This is a genomic window from Pseudoalteromonas byunsanensis, assembly GCF_001854475.1.
Lineage (GTDB): Bacteria > Pseudomonadota > Gammaproteobacteria > Enterobacterales > Alteromonadaceae > Pseudoalteromonas > Pseudoalteromonas byunsanensis.
Genome location: NZ_MNAN01000028.1, coordinates 185,072 through 203,696, shown reverse-complemented (window position 1 = coordinate 203,696; position 18,625 = coordinate 185,072). Strand labels below are relative to the sequence as shown.

The 18,625-nt window shown below is 44.4% G+C and carries 16 protein-coding genes and 1 tRNA gene; 9 read left to right on the top strand and 8 right to left on the bottom strand.

Annotated elements, in window-relative coordinates:
- The first annotated feature begins 236 nt into the window (after positions 1-236).
- From BIW53_RS08580 to BIW53_RS08540, 9 genes are all read left to right on the top strand, one after another.
- Positions 237-1,193: an AAA family ATPase gene (locus tag BIW53_RS08580; protein WP_070991436.1), complete on the top strand. Its 957-nt coding sequence runs from the start codon at positions 237-239 to the stop codon at positions 1,191-1,193.
- The gene (locus BIW53_RS08575; RefSeq protein ID WP_070991435.1) at positions 1,193-2,158 is read left to right on the top strand and encodes a DUF58 domain-containing protein; all 966 of its coding nucleotides are present in this window, start codon (positions 1,193-1,195) and stop codon (positions 2,156-2,158) included. The genes BIW53_RS08580 and BIW53_RS08575 overlap by 1 nt, the downstream gene beginning before the upstream one ends.
- Positions 2,159-2,163: 5 nt before the next feature.
- A complete protein-coding gene (locus BIW53_RS08570; protein WP_070991434.1) occupies positions 2,164-2,598 on the top strand; it encodes a DUF4381 domain-containing protein in 435 nt (144 codons plus the stop codon).
- A complete protein-coding gene (locus BIW53_RS08565; protein WP_070991433.1) occupies positions 2,591-3,577 on the top strand; it encodes a vWA domain-containing protein in 987 nt (328 codons plus the stop codon). The genes BIW53_RS08570 and BIW53_RS08565 overlap by 8 nt, the downstream gene beginning before the upstream one ends.
- Before the next feature lies 1 nt (position 3,578).
- Positions 3,579-5,489 (top strand): VWA domain-containing protein, encoded by a 1,911-nt coding sequence (locus BIW53_RS08560; protein ID WP_070991432.1) that lies wholly within the window; start codon positions 3,579-3,581, stop codon positions 5,487-5,489.
- Positions 5,483-7,132 carry a BatD family protein gene (locus BIW53_RS08555; RefSeq protein WP_070991431.1) on the top strand — a complete coding sequence of 550 codons (1,650 nt, stop codon included), beginning with the start codon at positions 5,483-5,485 and terminating at the stop codon, positions 7,130-7,132. The genes BIW53_RS08560 and BIW53_RS08555 overlap by 7 nt, the downstream gene beginning before the upstream one ends.
- 63 nt (positions 7,133-7,195) lie before the next feature.
- Positions 7,196-7,711 (top strand): sigma-70 family RNA polymerase sigma factor, encoded by a 516-nt coding sequence (locus tag BIW53_RS08550; protein ID WP_070991430.1) that lies wholly within the window; start codon positions 7,196-7,198, stop codon positions 7,709-7,711.
- Positions 7,711-8,427 (top strand): DUF3379 family protein, encoded by a 717-nt coding sequence (locus tag BIW53_RS08545; RefSeq protein ID WP_070991429.1) that lies wholly within the window; start codon positions 7,711-7,713, stop codon positions 8,425-8,427. The genes BIW53_RS08550 and BIW53_RS08545 overlap by 1 nt, the downstream gene beginning before the upstream one ends.
- A gap of 130 nt (positions 8,428-8,557) precedes the next feature.
- Complete coding sequence (locus BIW53_RS08540; RefSeq protein WP_070991428.1) at positions 8,558-9,409, top strand: Tim44 domain-containing protein; 852 nt, start codon at positions 8,558-8,560, stop codon at positions 9,407-9,409.
- Between the two features lie 104 nt (positions 9,410-9,513).
- On the opposite strand, the gene BIW53_RS08535 is transcribed toward BIW53_RS08540, so the two are convergent.
- From BIW53_RS08535 to ftsH, 8 genes are all read right to left on the bottom strand, one after another.
- Positions 9,514-10,803: a Glu/Leu/Phe/Val family dehydrogenase gene (locus tag BIW53_RS08535; protein ID WP_070991427.1), complete on the bottom strand. Its 1,290-nt coding sequence runs from the start codon at positions 10,801-10,803 to the stop codon at positions 9,514-9,516.
- Positions 10,804-10,910: 107 nt separating this feature from the next.
- Positions 10,911-12,809 carry a UvrD-helicase domain-containing protein gene (locus tag BIW53_RS08530; protein ID WP_070991426.1) on the bottom strand — a complete coding sequence of 633 codons (1,899 nt, stop codon included), beginning with the start codon at positions 12,807-12,809 and terminating at the stop codon, positions 10,911-10,913.
- A gap of 181 nt (positions 12,810-12,990) precedes the next feature.
- A tRNA-Leu gene (locus BIW53_RS08525) sits at positions 12,991-13,075 on the bottom strand.
- A 62-nt stretch (positions 13,076-13,137) separates the two neighbouring features.
- Positions 13,138-13,488: a preprotein translocase subunit SecG gene (gene secG, locus BIW53_RS08520; RefSeq protein WP_070991425.1), complete on the bottom strand. Its 351-nt coding sequence runs from the start codon at positions 13,486-13,488 to the stop codon at positions 13,138-13,140.
- 1 nt (position 13,489) lies between these two features.
- A complete protein-coding gene (gene tpiA / locus BIW53_RS08515) occupies positions 13,490-14,239 on the bottom strand; it encodes a triose-phosphate isomerase (protein WP_070991424.1) in 750 nt (249 codons plus the stop codon).
- 79 nt (positions 14,240-14,318) lie between these two features.
- A complete protein-coding gene (gene glmM / locus BIW53_RS08510; RefSeq protein ID WP_070991423.1) occupies positions 14,319-15,659 on the bottom strand; it encodes a phosphoglucosamine mutase in 1,341 nt (446 codons plus the stop codon).
- The gene (gene folP, locus BIW53_RS08505) at positions 15,656-16,504 is read right to left on the bottom strand and encodes a dihydropteroate synthase (RefSeq protein ID WP_070991618.1); all 849 of its coding nucleotides are present in this window, start codon (positions 16,502-16,504) and stop codon (positions 15,656-15,658) included. Before folP ends, glmM begins: the two co-directional genes overlap by 4 nt.
- Positions 16,505-16,656: 152 nt before the next feature.
- Positions 16,657-18,594, bottom strand: a complete 1,938-nt coding sequence (gene ftsH, locus BIW53_RS08500) for an ATP-dependent zinc metalloprotease FtsH (RefSeq protein WP_070991422.1) — start codon at positions 18,592-18,594, stop codon at positions 16,657-16,659.
- Positions 18,595-18,625 lie beyond the last annotated feature (31 nt).

Here is an 18,625-nt window from a genome sequence, read left to right as displayed (position 1 = left end):
ATTCTAAACAACCGCTTCAGCAATGCCAATAGTAAAATCAAAATTGGTTACAAAAGAATCAAACACCCCTTACCCTAGTCGTTTTTTTATACAGTCGCAAAAGTTATTGAAAAAACTCGGGAACTATTCAAAAAACCAGAGTCTAAGTATGACGCAAAAATGTTAATCTACACTTGAGTTCAGACAACAAACCCATATAACTTAGAGCAAAAATTTGTCACAACAAGGACAAAGCAATGGCAGTAAATGAATTTACACAATTAAAACACTATCTCGACACACAAATTATTGGTCAGCCTGCTTTGACTCAGGCATTGCTTATCGCTGTTTTGGCTGATGGTCACCTTTTGGTTGAAGGTCCGCCTGGACTTGCTAAAACTCGAGCGGTGAATGCCTTGGCAAAAGGCATAGAAGGCAGCTTTCAACGTGTACAGTTTACCCCTGATTTATTACCTGCAGACGTCACGGGTACGGATATTTATCGTCAACAAACCAGCGAATTTGTATTTGAAAAAGGCCCGTTGTTTCACAATCTAATACTAGCTGATGAGATCAACCGAGCCCCAGCTAAAGTGCAATCTGCGCTGCTTGAAGCGATGGCTGAAAGACAAATCACAGTAGGCAAAAATACTTATCCATTATCCGATTTGTTCATGGTTATGGCGACACAAAACCCGCTTGAACAAGAAGGAACATATCCGTTGCCAGAAGCCCAGTTAGACCGCTTCTTGCTGCACCTAAATATAGACTACCCACACGCTGAAAATGAACTGGCAATTTTACGACTGACGCGTGGAGAGGCCTTAGAACAAGAAGCTGTAAGCTTCACTCCTATAAGTCAGGCATCCTTATTTGCGGCCCGTAAAAGTGTATTATCAATGCATCTAGCCGAGCCACTTGAACAATATTTGGTACAACTGATTATCGCCACACGTCAAGGTTCGAAACTAGATGCACAGCTTGGTGCATGGATTGAGTTTGGCGCAAGCCCACGCGCAACGATAGCGTTAGACAAATGTGCACGTGCACATGCATGGCTACATGAGCGAGACTTTGTAACCCCTGAAGATATTCAAGCTGTGGTCCACAATGTTTTGCGTCACCGCATTATCCTAAGCTACGAAGCTCAAGCGGATGGCATCAGCAAAGATGAAGTGATCAGTCGAATCGTTGATTTAGTGCCTGTACCGTAATGAAACAACAAACTCAGTTATCAACCCAAGCATGGTTAGAGCAGTGCCATAGTAATGGCGCACAATTGGGCTTGAAAGAGTTACTGTATTACAAGCCCAAAGCCAACTTATTGTCGCTGAAGCCAAGAGCACGGATCAAAAGTACTCAAGCGGGTCAATATTTAGCACCTCATAAAGGCCGAGGTATGGAGTTCGCAGAGGTACGCCAATACCAATATGGTGACGATATCCGTGCTATCGACTGGCGCGTTACCGCAAGAACGGGTGAAGCGCACACTAAACTCTATCAAGAAGAAAAAGAGCGACCAGTATTCGTATTTACGGATCTCACAAACAGCATGCTGTTTGGTAGTAAGTTACTGCTCAAGTCAGTGCAAGCAGCTCATTTAAGTGCTTTAGTCGCATGGTCTGCATGTCAGCGCGGTGATCGACTCGGTGGCATTGTGTTTAGCGAATATGGGCATCATGAGCTCAAGCCAGCTGCGCGAGACAAAGGCGTATTGTCGTTGTGTCATCAGTTATGTGATATTCATCAACAAGCCTTACTAAACCGCGAGCTAGTTGTTGAAAGTCAACAACAAGAGAATAGCTTTGCCGACAACCTCAAGCGGCTAACTCATCTGGCCAAACCCGGCAGTCTAGTCTACTTGATTTCAGACTTTAATCACCTTAGTGATACCAGCTTTAAGCAGTTGGAACGACTGGCACGTCATTGTGAACTGATCGGCTGTCATATTAGCGATCCTTTTGAGCACCAACTACCCGCCTACCGCGAAGCCATCACGGTTGAGGCTGGTGCTGGTATCTGGACATTGCCACTGATGGATAAACAGTTTCGCAGCAAATTTGCCGAACAGGCAGCTGATGTGTTCGCCAAGCGCCTAACTCGCTTAAAACGTGCGGGTATGACCATGCAATCTTTTAGTGCGGCAACGCCCTTAGAATCACAGCTTTCGAGGTATTAACAGTTATGCAGGCTTCTCCACTAGATGCATTACACGACGTAATGCCACCAAGCGAAGTATCATGGTGGCCGTTATCACCTGCAACATGGGCCATCATTTCGACACTACTTATACTCATAATTTTGCTTATCGTGTGGCGATACAAAGCTTGGCAACACAAGCGCGCAAAACGTGAAGCAATCAGTCAGTGCGAGCAACATCAACATGACGCTCAGCAATTGCACATATTAATTAAACGCCTAACTAAGCACTACTACGGCAACCAAGCAGTTGCTGGCTCTAACCAGCTCTGGGCAACTCGCTTAACTCAGTTGAGTGGACATCCTTTTAATGCTCAAGAGCTTGATACGCTTTACAGTCCACAACCTAGTGCTGAGCTGGCACCTAAGCTGCGTCTGGCCATCAAAAACTTTAAATTAAAAGAGGCCATCGATGTTTGAGTTCACTTGGCCTTGGGCCTTTGTATTATTGCCATTACCTTGGTTGCTAGCGAAGTTAAAACCCGTACAGCACACCGCCAGTGCTCGTCTGCGTATGCCTAGTTTTGCAAATCTCGCCGCACTTGCCCCTAAAGCTGTACAGCAAAACCGTAGTATGCGTTGGCTAGAATCACTGATTTGGCTTCTGCTTGTGGTGGCAGCGGCAAATCCTAACTGGCTCGACGAGCCTATTGCTCTGCCCAACGAAGGCCGCGACATCATGCTGGCTGTAGACCTGTCAGGGTCTATGACAGAACAAGACATGGAATATCAAGGCCGATACATAGATAGGTTGTCTGTTGTCAAAGCTGTGTTAGGTGAATTTATTGAGCAACGCCAAGGTGACCGACTAGGCTTAATTTTATTTGGCGATACGGCATTTTTACAAACTCCGCTAACAAGAGATCTCAATACTGTGAGTCAAATGCTAAGCGAGGCACAAATAGGCTTAGTTGGCCGGGCTACAGCCATCGGTGACGCGCTAGGGCTTGCGGTAAAACGTTTTAGTCAAAAACAGCAAAGCAACCGAGTTTTAATTTTGCTGACCGATGGTCAAAATACCGCTGGAAATCTAAGTCCTGATGATGCACTGATCTTAGCACGAGAAGAAGGTATAAAAGTGTACACTGTAGGGGTTGGCTCTGATGGTCTAGGTGGTTTTAGTTTATTTGGAATGGGCGGCGTCGGCGGCGGTAGCATTGACGAAGCAACTCTCAAACATATTTCTAAAGAGACCGGAGGGCTGTACTTCAGAGCAAAGGATGTTGCAGGTTTACAGCAGATTTATCAAGAGCTGGATAAACTTGAACCAGTGTCGGATGAAGCACAAACTTTTCGTCCGCAGTTAGCGCTATTTTACTGGCCGCTTGGCGGAGCTTTGCTACTGATTACACTAGCCGTTTTATTGAAAGCCCTGCGTGGCATGAGACAGGAGGTGTAATATGGAGTTTGTATTTATTCGCCCTACGCTACTGTGGCTTCTCATACCTTGGTTGCTTATCTCGTGCATACAGTTTGTGAAAAGAAATAATCACAAGCACAGTGACCTGATAGCACCTCACCTGGCAGCGGTTATGCTCAGTGAAGGTAAGCAGCAAAGAAAACAAAGTAGCCCTCTGTTAATGAGTCTGTTTTTGTTAATTGGTATTTTGAGCGTAGCGGGCCCCAGTTTCGAAAAACAACAGGTTCCAGTATATCAAGCTAAACAAGCGCGTGTACTGTTGATGGATATGTCATATTCAATGTATGCAACCGACATAACCCCAAACCGTTTGACACAAGCGCGTTTTAAAGCCCTTGACATGATCGAGTTATTTAAAGAAGGTGAAACTGCTTTAGTCGCCTATGCCGGTGATGCCTTTACAGTATCCCCTCTGACCAGTGATGCTGCAACACTTGCCAATTTAATACCTAGCCTAAGCCCAGAGATTATGCCCGGTAGAGGCTCTAATGTACTGGCGGGCATTGCGCAATCAGTCTCGTTACTAAAGCAGGCGGGTTATGCCCAAGGAGACATCATTTTAGTGACTGACGGATTAGACCAAAATGATGTTGATGACATCACTTCTGAATTGAAGAACGAACATTATCAATTAAGTATTTATGGTATTGGTACCGAACAAGGTGCGCCAATCGCTGTACCTGCAGGCGGATTTTTGAAAGATTCCTCTGGACAAATCGTCGTACCGACAATTAACTTTGCCCGTTTGGCTGGACTAGCTAAAGGCCATGGTGGCAAGCTTGTTCGCTACAGCCCAGGAGCTCAGGATATTAAAGCCTTTAAACCTAAAATTAGAAATGATGATGTGCTAAATGAAACTCACCAAAGCCAAGCACTTTGGCGTATAGACGCGGGGCAATATGGTTTGCTCCTATTACTGCCTCTAGCATTATTACTCATTCGCCGTGCAGGGATCACCCTAATGGCCGTGCTATTCATAGTCGCGCCGGTTGAGCAGTCAATGGCCGCTGACTGGCAGAGTTGGTTTAAAAATACCGATCAGAATGCCCTTGGCGCGTACCAAAGTGATGACTTTTCCAGCGCCGTCAATGCGGACAATCCCGAGCTTAAAGGCGCCGCTCTATACAAACAGGGCAACTACGAGCAGGCTGCTAAAGTTTTGCAAAACACCCAATCTGCATTGGGCCAATACAATTATGGAAATGCACTTGCTCAACAAGGCGAACTAGACGCTGCTATTGCAGCTTATGAACAAGCGTTAGCATTTAACCCTGACTTTAGCGAAGCGGCTGACAATAAAAAACTTGTTGAACAACTCAAGCAGCAGCAAGACAACCAACAGCAAGGTGACCAACAGCAGCAAGGTGACCAACAGCAGCAAGGTGACCAACAGCAACAAGGTGACCAACAGCAACAAGGTGACCAACAGCAACAAGGTGACCAACAGCAACAAGGTGACCAACAGCAACAAGGTGACCAACAGCAACAAGGTGACCAACAGCAGCAAGGTGACCAACAGCAACAAGGTGACCAACAGCAGCAAGGTGGTCAAAACAACCAACCCGATATGCAAAGCGATCCTACTACAGAGCCGCAACCTCAAAGTGCTGAGCAAACTGAGCAACAAATGAGTGATGAACAAGATGCCCAAGCTGCGATGCAACAACAGCCAGCCGAAGCCAGCTCACAAGAGAACTCTGAAAAGGCGCAAGCCGCGTCTGTTGCAGCTCAACCACTCACCCCTGAAGAGAAAGAAAAAGCGCAGCAAATTAATCAGTTACTAAGAAAAGTACCTGATGATCCTGCTATTTTGTTACGCAATAAAATGCAACTTAAAGCCCAGCAACGCGCTCAACAACGCCGTCCACAAGGAGTTGAAAAATCATGGTAATACGCTTGTTAATTTCCGTATTCCTTTTATTGTTTTTACGCCCAACTATGGCGATTGATAACCTCACTGCCACCGTCGATAAAAATCCTGTGCTGGTGGGAGAATATTTCACCCTCACAATTGAAGCCGATGGTAAAGTCTCTGGCGCACAACCCGACACCAGTGCTTTATCACAGCAGTTTGTAACCAGTCCGGTGAGCGTTGGCTCTCGTACCAGTATTATTAACGGTAGCATGAGTAGCAAAACCACATGGCAAATGCGGATAATGGCTAGAAAGCCAGGAACTTTCACGATCCCTGCTTTTGAAGTGGCTTCAAAGCGCTCTGAACCTATCCAGTTAAAAGTGGTGCCACGTAGTGATGATGGACAGCAGCAAAAAGACATTTTTGTAACAACAGAGCTGACACCAAGCTCTCTTTACGTGCAGCAAGCGGGTTTATACACAGTTAAGTTATACCTAGGCAAAGATTTACTTGATGGACAACTCACCACCCCAGAGATGGCGGACGCGCAAATTTCACAAATGGGTAAACAAAAAGAAGACTACGAAGTGGTGGATGGACGCCGTTATATGGTCATCACTCGCGAGTACTTGATACAGCCGCAAAAAAGCGGCAGTTTTACCATTACAGCACCAGTATTTAATGGTCAGGTAAGAGAAAGTTATCGCCGTATGGCGGTGTCAGCTATCGCCGACGATACGCAACTAGACGTGAAACCTATCCCTGACACTTATCAAGGTGCATGGTTGCCTAGTGAGTTGGTCAACCTTAGTGAAGAATGGCAACCCGCCGATGAGACTGTCTCTGTGGGCACTCCAATTACGCGTACCATTACTCTGACGGCTTTAGGCGTGACACAAGAGCAACTCCCAGATATCGAACTAGATACTATCTCTGGTATTCGTAGTTATCCAGATGAGAGCGATAGAAATCAACTTAGTCGTGATGGACGCGTGATCTCACAACTGGTGTCATCGCACGCATTAGTACCACAACAGCCTGGTACATACACTCTGCCAGAAGTGAAAATCCCATGGTTTAACACGGTTATCAATAAGGTCAGTTACGCCACTTTACCAGCACGAAGTATCACAGTTGTTGCCGATCCGAATCAACCTGCAGCATCCGTTGCAGCGCCAGCGTTGCCAACAAATACCCAAAGTAGTGCCGAACAACCGAACCAATCAGTACCAAACTTACCGACGGAAACGCCGGTAACAACAGCGGATAAAACACTTTTCGACTGGATGTTGATGGGATCTGGCTATGTACTTTGGCTGCTGACTCTGGCCATCTGGCTGCTATGGAAACCGAAGGCTGCAAAGCCACGGACTATATCAACAGCACAACCCCAAGATCCTATGGCAGCCCTAAAAGCCGCAGTAAAACAAAATAATGCCCATGGCTTTTATCAAGCGTTAAGAGCATTCGCCAAGCAACAAGCACCAGAACTCGGATTTGATACATGGCTGCGACTATTAGACACCCCAGAGCTTAGCAATGAAATTGCTAAACTTCAGGCATCTCTTTATAGTAATAGCAACCACAGTGCTGATTTAACAACGATATACCAACTGTTACAAACAGCAATAAAAAAACAAGCAGCACAAGATAGCGCTCACCTGACTCAACTATACTGAGTCAGGTGAAAATTAATTTTTATCGTGATGTAATAAATTCGCGGATCATAAGGTCTTATTAGCATGACCACAAAACAAAAACGCTACGAAGCTTTAGTACAGGTCTACCATGGTGAGCTTTATCGCTTCGCCTATTGGTTATGCCAAGACCCGACCATAGCCGAAGACTTAGTTCAAGAAACTTTTTTACGGGCATGGCGTTCACTGGACTCTCTCCAAGATGAAAATGCAGCCAAGCCTTGGTTATTAACAATTTTACGTCGTGAAAATGCGCGGCGTTTTGAGAGAAAACAGTTTGATTACGCTGATGTGGATAACGACACGATCGTAGACAACACAGGTACAAGTTTAGATGATGAAATGGAGCAAGCCGTTATACAAAGGCAGATAAATAAACTCTCTGTTGAATATCGAGAGCCGTTGTTACTGCAAGTTATTATGGGTTGTTCCGGCGATGAAATCGCAGACATTTTAGAGTTGAACAAAAACACAGTAATGACTCGCCTTTATCGAGCTCGTAATCAGCTCAAAGAGGCACTAACTGAACGTCAAGAACCATTGAAAGGGGCACAAAACTGATGAATGAACTAGAATTTCGTCGCCGCCTTTTTGCAGATCCAAATGATAAGGACGTAGCGCAAGAGGCTGCAAATAACGCTGAGCAAAACGCCTTATTAGAGGAACTTCAAGCTTTTGATGCTCAAATTGTAAAAGCGCTTGATGTCGAAGTACCTGAGGGCTTGGCAGAACGTATTTTAGCAACCCAGCAAGCTGATAATAATCACAACGATGTGGTGAAAAAGCGCTGGTTTCGTCGCTACCGTACTCCATTTGCCACAGCCGCTAGCGCAACCTTCGCGCTTGGCTTGTACTTTATGAGCGCAACTCAAGCACCATTATTGGCTGGCGAACATGCTCTAGCACATGTACGTCACGAGCAGGTCGCTTTCGAAGGGAAAGAAGAAATTGCCCTGCAAGCGGTTAACGACAAGCTATCACTGTTTGGCGCAAGACTTGAGGCACTGCCCGGTAAAGTCACTTATGCAACTTTTTGTAACTTCAAAGGCCAGAAAAGCCTGCACTTAGTATTTCAGTCACAGCATGGTCCTATGACTGTTTTTATAGTGCCTTTATCTGGTAAGAACAGTTTGGGCGGCGACGGTCAATTTGCTGATGAACGTTACAATGGTGTAATCGAACAAGACAATCACGGAGCGACGGTATTGGTTGCCAATGTTGGCTCCCCTGTTGAACAATACCAAAAAGACGTTAGTAACGCCCTTCTTTGGCTTTAGGCATGTAAATAAAGCGGTACGTTCTGTACGTACCGTTCCCCTTATTTAATCCCCTGTTGGCCCTGTTTCTATTTATCTCACACAGCTAATTCTTTAGAATTCAAAGCAGTTTTAGTTCTTTAGGATAGTTATGAAAAACTTTATTATATTTTTTTCACTGATCTCACTGTTATTCGTTAGCAGCTTTAATGCAGAAGCCAGAAAAAAGTTTGGTAGTAAGTCAACAGGCAAGACACATCAAACCAGCACCACACAGCAAAAACAACAAACGGATACTAAGTCCCTATCAACCCCTACAACTGCAAAGCCTAAGTCGAGCAAAAAAGGTATTATGGCAGGCGTTCTGGGTGGTCTACTCGCAGGTGGTCTCATCGCTGCAATGCTTGGTGATGACTTCGAAGGGTTTCAGTTTCTAGAAATGCTATTGCTAGCAGGTGCGGCGTTTTTAATCTTTAAACTGGTAAAAAGTGCACTAGTTAAGCGCCAACACCCACAGATGGCGGGTGGCCCACAAGTTAATCCTAACCAGTTCAATCAGCCTCAACAGTTTCAAGCCCAGTCAGCTACATCAGGTAGCTTTGGCCAACAAGATTCAGTTCCTTTCAATCTACCTAGAGACTTTGACGTAAATGGGTTTTTACAAGGTGCTCGTCAGCACTACCTTACCTTACAAGAAGCATGGAACAACAAAGATTACGATACAATGGCGCAATACTTAAGCCCACAATTAGTTGAACAGTTCAAGCTAGAGCGTGAAAGTGCAGGAGAAGTCGCCACAGAGGTAATGTTTGTAGACTCACAGCTAGTACGTGCCGACACCAATCCTCAGGTATGGGAAGTAAGCATCCTATTTAAAGGGAAATACCGCGATCTGGGCGACAAACAAGAGGAGCCCATTCACGAAATTTGGCACTTAGAACGTCAAATTCAGGGGAATGCTCCATGGCTGATTGTTGGCCTAGAGGATTTAGTCGAAAGCTAGTAGCTCCATCACGATAAAAAGATGAAAAAAGCCGCTACACTCTGTGTTGGCGGCTTTTTTTTGCATATGCCCAACGGTTATAAATTGTTATTAGCACCGAACTATTACTGTGAACCAGAGAAATAATCCGATGTGCCATGTGCATGTAACGCGTCTGATAAACGCTCTAAGGCTATTTGATAGACTACTTCACGCATTGACCCATTCGTTTGTTGATAGCGCGTCCAAGCGCGTTCAAACGCCTGATGCATATAATCATTGAGCTTCTCTGTGACCTTTTGCTCTGACCACGTTTCACCTTGGCGGTTTTGACACCACTCGAAAAAACTCACGACAACGCCACCAGCATTAGCCAAAATATCAGGGATCACATGGGTGCCCTGCTCTTTGAGTTGTTGATCAACATCCGAGCTTATTGGACCATTGGCAATTTCAACAATATAACTTGCTTGTATCTGTTCAACATTTTCTTTGTTAATAACACCAGCAAGAGCTGCGGGCACTAAAATATCAACATCAAGTGATAGTAACTCCTCATTGCTGATCCGAGTATGCTCTATATCTTCACACACAGAATGCTGACAATACACAGCCCTTAACTCGTTGCTTCGTTGCTTTTCTGAAAATACACTCTCCACATCAAGTCCTTGTTCACAAAAGATACCTCCTTTTGAATCACTGATGGCAACCACTTTGTAGCCATCAGCTTGTAGTAACCTGGCGCAGTGGTAACCACCATTACCAAACCCTTGTATCGCAACGGTCTTTTGGTCAGGCTGCCAGTCAAGTTTTCCCGCCAGAGCTTGAATACACAAAAATGCACCACGTCCAGTTGCACTCTCCCGTCCAACACTTCCTCCAAATGCCAAGGGCTTACCCGTGATCACAGCAGGACATTTTGTTCTAGTAATTTTTTCATATTCATCCATCATCCATCCCATTATGCGCGCATTGGTGTACACGTCAGGCGCAGGAATGTCGAGCTCAGGTCCGATAAAATCAGCTTTTGCTCTAATGTAAGAACGCGACAAACGCTCAAGCTCCATCGGAGACAGCTTTTTAGGGTCAACAGTAACAGCGCCTTTCGCACCTCCAAAGGGCACATTCACAACGGCACATTTTAATGTCATCCATAAGGCTAAAGCCTCTACCTCACTTTGATCTGCATCCTGATGAAAGCGGATCCCACCTTTAGTTGGGCCTAATAAATCATTGTATCTACATCTGTAGGCTTTAAAATATGCGGTATTGCCATTGTCTTTACGGATGGCGATATGACTGGTTAAAGTACTTTGCGGTTGACTCAACGCTTCCAAAACGGCGCCAAATTGGGGAGTATCTTGAGCAATGGTACTCAATCGAGTTAGAGCATCATTTAGCAGGTCTTTTCTCATGTTTAACTCCTTTAATAATTATTCGCTATGATTCTGAGCTAACTACAAGCGTAGTGTAATAATTAAAGAGTGAAACTTTCAAACCTAGTTTGTATTCTTTTCTATCTCTATATTTCTAACTCGGCTAAAAATCGACAAGCATTTTCTCGCGGTTTGAATATAAATATCTGTCGCTTAGCTCGTGTCAGTGCCACATAGAACAAACGCCTTTCTTCAGCAAGAGGGAATGTTTCCCTCGTTGGCAACATCGCATCCATAAGCGGTTGAACTGGGCGACTTGCCGGAAAACCATTATGCCCCTCGTACAGCCCCATTATCATTGCATAATCGGCTTCTTTACCTTTTGCTGCATGAAAAGTCATCGTTCTAATTTTCAGTGCGCTAAATTTACCTTGTAGGCCCGATAACCTTTCACGCGAAGGCAGCATTTTATGAAAACGTGCAAGCAACAGTACGCTTGCTTCACCTTGAGCATTGAGCTCAGCGAGCACCTTTTCAACAGCGTCAAATTCACTATCGACGATTTCAATCAACTGAGTAGATTGCTCAGAATCACAAGCTGACTGTACATATTTAGTCAGTTGATTTGGGTTAGCACATATAAACGTGCTTGAAATATCGAGTATATCTTGAGGGTAGCGAAATGTTTGATCCAATGCTGTGACTGTTGAACAACCAAAATGCTCATGGAAATTGGTAGTCAATGTTATATCTGCACCACTAAATCTATAAATAGACTGCCAATCGTCGCCTACAGCAAATAAGTACCGTTTACTTCTAGCCCCCAGTAAGGCTTTGAGTAACCTAGCCCTGATAGGTGATAAATCTTGAAACTCATCAACCATAACGTGCAGCCAAGGAACGCTAAAAGCACCGGCTTCAATATACCCTATTGCTTTGGCTATCATATCATCAAAATCAATGGCACCTTCATTGGACAAATATGACTGATACTCTTCGACTATCGGTGTAAGACACTTGAGTAGCTCGCTTTGCTGTAACGCTATTGCCTTCAGTTGACCTAAAGCCGCTACACTCTTATAGGTGCTAAGCAAAGAAGCTATATGAGTGATTACAGGCTTACAACCAGAGCTATTTATAAACTCAACCATCTCTGCACTGGGCTGGATATTGCATTCCTTAACACAAAACCTTTCGAATAACAGTTTGTAGCCAGGCTGAAAACAGAGCGCTTGTAGCGTATCGTGCACAAACTTAAACCTTTTTTTGGCGTCATTTGTCAACGTACTAAGCTGCGGCTGCTTACCCTCAACAGCAGTAATAATTAATTTGCCCAAAGCATGAAAAGTCATGCAGCCGAACGTTTCACCTGCTCGCTGTTTTAGCTCCTTTGCAGCTTCATTACCATAAGCAAGCAGTAGTATCTGCTGAGGCAATACATCACCACAGTGAACTAGAAACTTCGCTCTGGCCACCATCACGCTAGTTTTTCCAGTACCCGCACCTGCTAGCAGTAAATGACGGTCATCGCAAATAATGCAGGCCTGTCTTTGTGCTACTGTCAATGGCTGCCGCTCAACGTTATCGAAAAAGTACTGATGTTTGCTCGCATAGTAATCAATAAACTTAGCCCGAAATTCAGCAATATCTTGTTCTTGCCATTGCTGTAACTCTTTGAGCGTATACAGTGCCTGAGCGAGCTCCGGCGATAGAGTAATTTGAGGCTGCCAACCCAACCACTGCTGTTCAAGTACAGTAACAGTCTGGCGTAACACATCAAGGTTGGAGCGTGATAGATAGTGGTTCTTCAGCAGCGCTTCTATCTTACCTACGGCCCTGATAAGTTGGTGATGATGCTGATTAAGCCAATGTCTCTGGAAATCTTCATTGGTATACTCACTGTGTGCGAGCGTAAAGCTTAGCTGAGCTTCCTGACCTTCTAACTTTATTTGCAATTGCGTGAAGATTATTCCCTTTATCAGCCTCGGTGGACATTGCATATCTTGCCACGCGATCTCGCTGCGAGCGGTTCCCTTAAATAGCATTAGAGAGTGGCTGTTTACGCCACAGCTATGATAATGCACTACACGTTTTTTTAGGGAAAATAGATTAAAGTTCAATTAATTAAAGTACTTAAGAATTAGCTAAGGAATGACATCTGTTTTGAAACATCACGTGAAATATTACAGGCATAAAAAAACCAGCGCCATGCTGGTTTTTATAATTTGGTGCGGATGGGGGGACTTGAACCCCCACGGCCGAAGCCACCACCCCCTCAAGATGGCGTGTCTACCAATTCCACCACATCCGCATTTTCCGGCTAATGTCTGATTGAGGAATCAAACCACCGAGTAACTTTAGGTTACTAATCTATTAATTTGGTACGTCTGAAGTTTTATTATCTTCAGGAGACACTGGTACATCTGATGTTGCTGGCGCTACAGTCGTAGATGCTGGCACTTCAAGATTTTCCCACTCGTCCGTCTTTTTAATCTGTCCCGTGGTAAGGTTACCAAGCACGATGCTTAAAACAAAGAAGACAGATGCTAAAATCGTTGTCGTCTTAGTCATAAAGTTACCTGCGCCTGATGAACCAAACACCGTAGCTGATGCGCCTGCACCGAACGATGAGCCCATGTCGGCACCCTTACCTTGTTGAACTAACACCATACCAACAAGTGCTAAAGCAACAATTAAGTAAACAACCAATAATATTTCGTACATTTTATACGTTCCCTAGTGCACTTTTACAGATGCTGATAAAGGCATCCTTTTGCAAACTCGCTCCACCTATAAGGCCACCGTCGATGTCTGCCTGTGCAAATAATGATTCACTGTTTTTTTCGTTTACACTACCACCGTAAAGGATACGTAGTGTTTGTGCCACGTGCTCATCATAACTACTAAGCATGTCGCGAATGAATTTATGTACCGCTTGAGCTTGCTCTGGGGTTGCTGTTTTACCAGTCCCTATAGCCCAAACGGGTTCGTATGCTATCACAGAATTATTTAACGCTGCTACACCTAATTTATCAATTACGGCTTTTATTTGCTGCGCGACAATTTCTTCTGTTTTTCCGGCATCTCGCTGCTGCTCTGTCTCGCCAACACATAATATTGGCACTAAGCCAAATTCTTGCGCTTTGGCGAATTTATCAGCGACCTGTTGGTTACTCTCTGAAAATAGACTACGTCTTTCAGAGTGCCCTACTAAGGTATATTTTGCCCCTAGCTCATGAGCTAGTTGAGCGTGAATTTCTCCGGTGAATGCTCCTGAATCAAACTCTGAAATGGTTTGAGTTCCTGCCAAGATGCCTTTACTAACAACATCTTTAAGTAATAAAGCAGGAGGAAATATAATAACATCCAGGTTTACATTTTTATGCTTTTCAACTTCGCCGCAGATCTCAGACACAAGTTCTAACGAACCGTTCATTTTCCAGTTACCTGCTACTATTGGCTTACGCTGCGCCATACGATACTCCGCATCAGAAAGCGGGTGAGATACTAACTCTCCTCACCCTGATTTACAAGAAATAAAATTAAAAACCAGATTAATTGCTCACAGATTCAACAACTTCAGCAATTTTTGTTGCAAAATCGAGCACTTGTTTCTCTTGCTCTGCTTCAACCATCACTCGAACAACCGGCTCTGTGCCTGATTTTCTCAAAAGGACACGCCCTTTACCCGCTAGTAGCTCTTCAACTTCAGCAACGACTTGCTTAACGACAGTTTGCTGTGTTGGGTCAGAATCGGTAGAGTAACGTACGTTAATCATCTTCATCGGATATTTTGTGAAACCGCTACCAAGATCTTGCAACGTCTTGTTTTGAGAGACCATTGCCGCCAATACTTGCAGGCTCGAAATAATACCATCACCAGTACTTATGAGATCTAGATTTAAAACATGACCAGAGCTTTCACCGCCTATGGTCCAACCTTTTTGGTTAAGCAGCTCAATAACATATCTGTCACCCACTTTACTACGAGCAAATTCAATCCCTTGACTCTGTAGTGCATTCTCAAGTCCCATATTTGACATGACTGTACCGACAACACCGCCGTTTAGTGTACCGTTGGCATGAGCTAAGCAGGCTATGATGTAAACAATATCATCACCATCAAAAACATGACCTTTGTGATCGACCATAATTACTCGATCGCCATCGCCATCGTATGCAATTCCCACATCCGCTTTGTGTTCTAAAACTTGGCGCTTTAAATTATCTACGTGCGTTGCACCGCACTCATGGTTTATATTCAGGCCATTTGGTTCACAAGCATGGCAAATCACGGTTGCACCTAATTCACGCATTACCGAAGGTGCAATATGGTATGTTGCACCATTAGCGCAATCTAAAACAATTTTTAGCCCTTCCAGTGATAACTCTTTGGGAAATTGGCTCTTACAAAACTCAATATAGCGACCATCCGCATTTTCAAGGCGTCTTGCTTTACCTAACTTCTCAGAAGTTACGCATGTCATGTCTTCATCCATCATGGCTTCAATTTCTAGCTCCACGCTATCCGCAAGCTTCAAGCCATTGCCGCTAAAAAACTTGATACCATTATCATGATATGGATTATGAGACGCGCTGATCACGATGCCAGCTTCTGCTCTAAAGGTTTGCGTCAAGTACGCTACAGCCGGAGTAGGCATGGGTCCAAGTAAAACAACGTCAATACCCGCCGCAATTAATCCAGCTTCCAAAGAAGTCTCTAACAAGTAACCTGAAATACGAGTATCTTTACCAATAATTACTTTCTTAGTGCCAGTTTTAGACAAAACCTTACCAGCAGCCCATCCAAGTTTTAGCGCAAATTCTGGCGTAATTGGATAATGTCCAACTAAGCCTCTTACTCCATCTGTGCCAAAATACTTTCTCGTTGTCATATGGTTACTCCATTAATTGCTGCTTGCCAAACATTCAGAGCGTCAGCAGTGTGCTGTACATCATGTACTCTGATTATATGCGCCCCCTGTTGCGCGCAAAGCAATGCCCCTGCGAGGCTTGCAGCTAAACGTTCATTTGTTTCTCTGTTTAATAATTTGCCAAACATCGACTTACGCGACAGTCCAGCAAGTAGAGGCAGCCCAAAAGATTGGAAAGCCTTAAAATTTCCTAACAATTCAAAATTATGCGTCAAGTTTTTGCCAAATCCAAAGCCAGGATCGAGTATAATGCGCTCTTTCGATATTTGCAGGTTTTCACACGCTAACAGGCGCTCGCTGAAGAATCCCTTAACCTCTGTAATTAGGTCACTATAAGATGGGTTTTGCTGCATAGTGCGCGGCTGGCCTTGCATATGCATCAAACAAATAGCTACGTCAGGATAACTTGCTGCGACTTGGAGCGCACCTGGCTCTTGTAATGCACGCACATCGTTAATCATATCAGCACCAGCTTCAATAGCTTGACGCATTACTTCTGCTTTACTGGTGTCTATTGAAATAACACAGTCGCTCTGGCGACGAATACCTTGGATAACAGGTATCACACGATTAAGCTCTTCTTCGCATGTAACCTCTGGTGCGCCTGGTCGAGTCGACTCTCCACCTATATCAAGGATAGTCGCGCCTTGCTCTAACAAAGCAAGTGCTTGGTTGACAGCGTTATCACGGTGATAAAACGCGCCACCATCTGAAAATGAGTCAGGAGTCACGTTAACAATGCCCATGATTTGTGGCTTGTTGAGGCATAGCGTTCGGCCTCTGGGTAGACGAATTGTGGTTGTCATCATCGTTACTCGTTTTAGAGTAGTGTGTGCAAAAGCATGTAAGTATACTCAGCAACTTCATATTGTGTGAAAATCTGTCGTAAATTTTCAATTTGTATAAGTATGAAAAAGCCCCGACTAGCGGGGCTTTAGACATACGGCTATTTTAACCGTTATTCCGTTCTATCATCAAGCTCTGATGACGATTCTGATTTATCAACTGCCTTTTGAGCATCTTCATCTGCTGGCTTTGTTGCCTTTTTATCAGACTTAGTTTCTGGTTTACGATCATGGGCATCTCGGGGTGGACGCACTTCTGTGCGAGCCATTAAATCATCGATTTGTCCTGCATCAATGGTTTCGAACTTCATTAATGCATCTTTCATGCTGTGTAGAATATCCATGTTGTCTTTGAGGATTTGCTCTGCGCGTTGATAGTTTCGCGAAATAAAATCTTTAATCTCTGCGTCTATCAGTTTTGCAGTTTCATCTGACATGCCAGTCATTCGATGAGCACTGCCACCCATGTACATTTCACCCTGATCTTCAACATACTTTTGCGGACCAAGTTTACTGCTTAGGCCCCATTCAGTTACCATTTTCTTCGCAATATCTGTCGCACGTTCAATATCATTACTTGCACCAGTCGTTACTTTGTCATCTCCGTAAATCAGAGCTTCAGCAATACGACCACCATATAGGCTCGATAACATTGATTCTAGATGCTCTTTAGAGTGACTCACTCTGTCCTGCTCTGGCAGGTACATTGTGACACCCAATGCTCGACCGCGAGGAATAATTGATACTTTATAAACAGGATCATGCTCTGGTACCAAACGACCAACTATCGCGTGACCCGCCTCATGGTAGGCTGTCATTTCTTTTTCATGCTCGCTCATCACCATGGACTTACGCTCAGCACCCATCATGATTTTATCTTTTGCGGCATCAAACTCAGCCATGCTCACTTTTCGCTTATTACCTCTAGCTGCAAATAAAGCGGCTTCGTTCACTAAGTTGGCTAAATCAGCACCTGAGAACCCAGGTGTACCACGTGCAATTAGTGACGCTTCAACATTATCGTCTAATGGTACTTTACGCATGTGTACATTAAGAATTTGCTCACGGCCTCGAATATCAGGAAGACCTACAACCACCTGACGATCAAAACGACCTGGACGCAATAATGCCGGGTCTAATACGTCCGGACGGTTAGTCGCAGCAATAACAATAATACCTTCATTGCCTTCAAAACCATCCATCTCTACCAGCATTTGGTTCAGTGTTTGCTCACGCTCATCATGTCCTCCACCCATACCAGCACCACGTTTACGGCCTACAGCATCAATCTCATCAATAAAGATGATACATGGCGCTGCCTTTTTAGCCTGCTCAAACATGTCGCGAACACGAGATGCACCAACACCAACGAACATTTCAACAAAATCTGAACCAGAAATCGTGAAAAATGGTACTTTAGCTTCACCAGCTACCGCTTTAGCGAGCAAAGTTTTACCTGTACCTGGAGGACCCACCATCAACACACCTTTCGGAATGCTGCCACCTAGTTTTTGGAACTTTGACGGGTCACGAAGAAAATCTACCAATTCTGTTACATCTTCTTTAGCTTCATCACAGCCTGCAACGTCAGCGAATGTCGTTTTAACTTGATCTTCGCTCATTAGGCGGGCTTTGCTCTTCCCAAATGACATGGCGCCTTTTCCGCCACCGCCTTGCATCTGACGCATGAAGAATATCCATACACCAATAAGTAGTAACATTGGGAACCAAGATATAAAAATATTAGCTAAAAATGACTGTTCCTCTGGTGCAACACCTTTTACGTTTACGTCATTTTTTAGCAAATCATTGATAAGATCTTCATCGTACATTGGCATGATAGTTTGAAAGCGCTCACCATTACCCTTCATACCTGTAATCGTACCGGTTGAACGGTCAATATTAACGTCTCGCACCGCGCCGCTGCGCACTTCTTTAACAAACTGCGTGTAACTGGTTTGACGATCAATATGATCGCCGCCGTTGAAACTCTGAAATACGGTCATTAGCACAACTGCAATCACCAACCAGAGTATTAGATTCTTCGCCATATCGCTCAAGGGGTTAACCTCTTGTATCCAA

Coding starts and splice junctions, on each gene's coding strand:
- ftsH (WP_070991422.1), bottom strand. CDS start 18,594: ATGGCGAAGAATCTAATACTCTGGTTGGTGATTGCAGTTGTGCTAATG.
- tpiA (WP_070991424.1), bottom strand. CDS start 14,239: ATGGCGCAGCGTAAGCCAATAGTAGCAGGTAACTGGAAAATGAACGGT.
- BIW53_RS08545 (WP_070991429.1), top strand. CDS start 7,711: ATGAATGAACTAGAATTTCGTCGCCGCCTTTTTGCAGATCCAAATGAT.
- BIW53_RS08560 (WP_070991432.1), top strand. CDS start 3,579: ATGGAGTTTGTATTTATTCGCCCTACGCTACTGTGGCTTCTCATACCT.
- BIW53_RS08580 (WP_070991436.1), top strand. CDS start 237: ATGGCAGTAAATGAATTTACACAATTAAAACACTATCTCGACACACAA.
- BIW53_RS08535 (WP_070991427.1), bottom strand. CDS start 10,803: ATGAGAAAAGACCTGCTAAATGATGCTCTAACTCGATTGAGTACCATT.
- BIW53_RS08555 (WP_070991431.1), top strand. CDS start 5,483: ATGGTAATACGCTTGTTAATTTCCGTATTCCTTTTATTGTTTTTACGC.
- BIW53_RS08570 (WP_070991434.1), top strand. CDS start 2,164: ATGCAGGCTTCTCCACTAGATGCATTACACGACGTAATGCCACCAAGC.
- BIW53_RS08565 (WP_070991433.1), top strand. CDS start 2,591: ATGTTTGAGTTCACTTGGCCTTGGGCCTTTGTATTATTGCCATTACCT.
- BIW53_RS08530 (WP_070991426.1), bottom strand. CDS start 12,809: ATGCTATTTAAGGGAACCGCTCGCAGCGAGATCGCGTGGCAAGATATG.
- BIW53_RS08540 (WP_070991428.1), top strand. CDS start 8,558: ATGAAAAACTTTATTATATTTTTTTCACTGATCTCACTGTTATTCGTT.
- glmM (WP_070991423.1), bottom strand. CDS start 15,659: ATGACAACGAGAAAGTATTTTGGCACAGATGGAGTAAGAGGCTTAGTT.
- BIW53_RS08550 (WP_070991430.1), top strand. CDS start 7,196: ATGACCACAAAACAAAAACGCTACGAAGCTTTAGTACAGGTCTACCAT.
- BIW53_RS08575 (WP_070991435.1), top strand. CDS start 1,193: ATGAAACAACAAACTCAGTTATCAACCCAAGCATGGTTAGAGCAGTGC.
- folP (WP_070991618.1), bottom strand. CDS start 16,504: ATGACAACCACAATTCGTCTACCCAGAGGCCGAACGCTATGCCTCAAC.
- secG (WP_070991425.1), bottom strand. CDS start 13,488: ATGTACGAAATATTATTGGTTGTTTACTTAATTGTTGCTTTAGCACTT.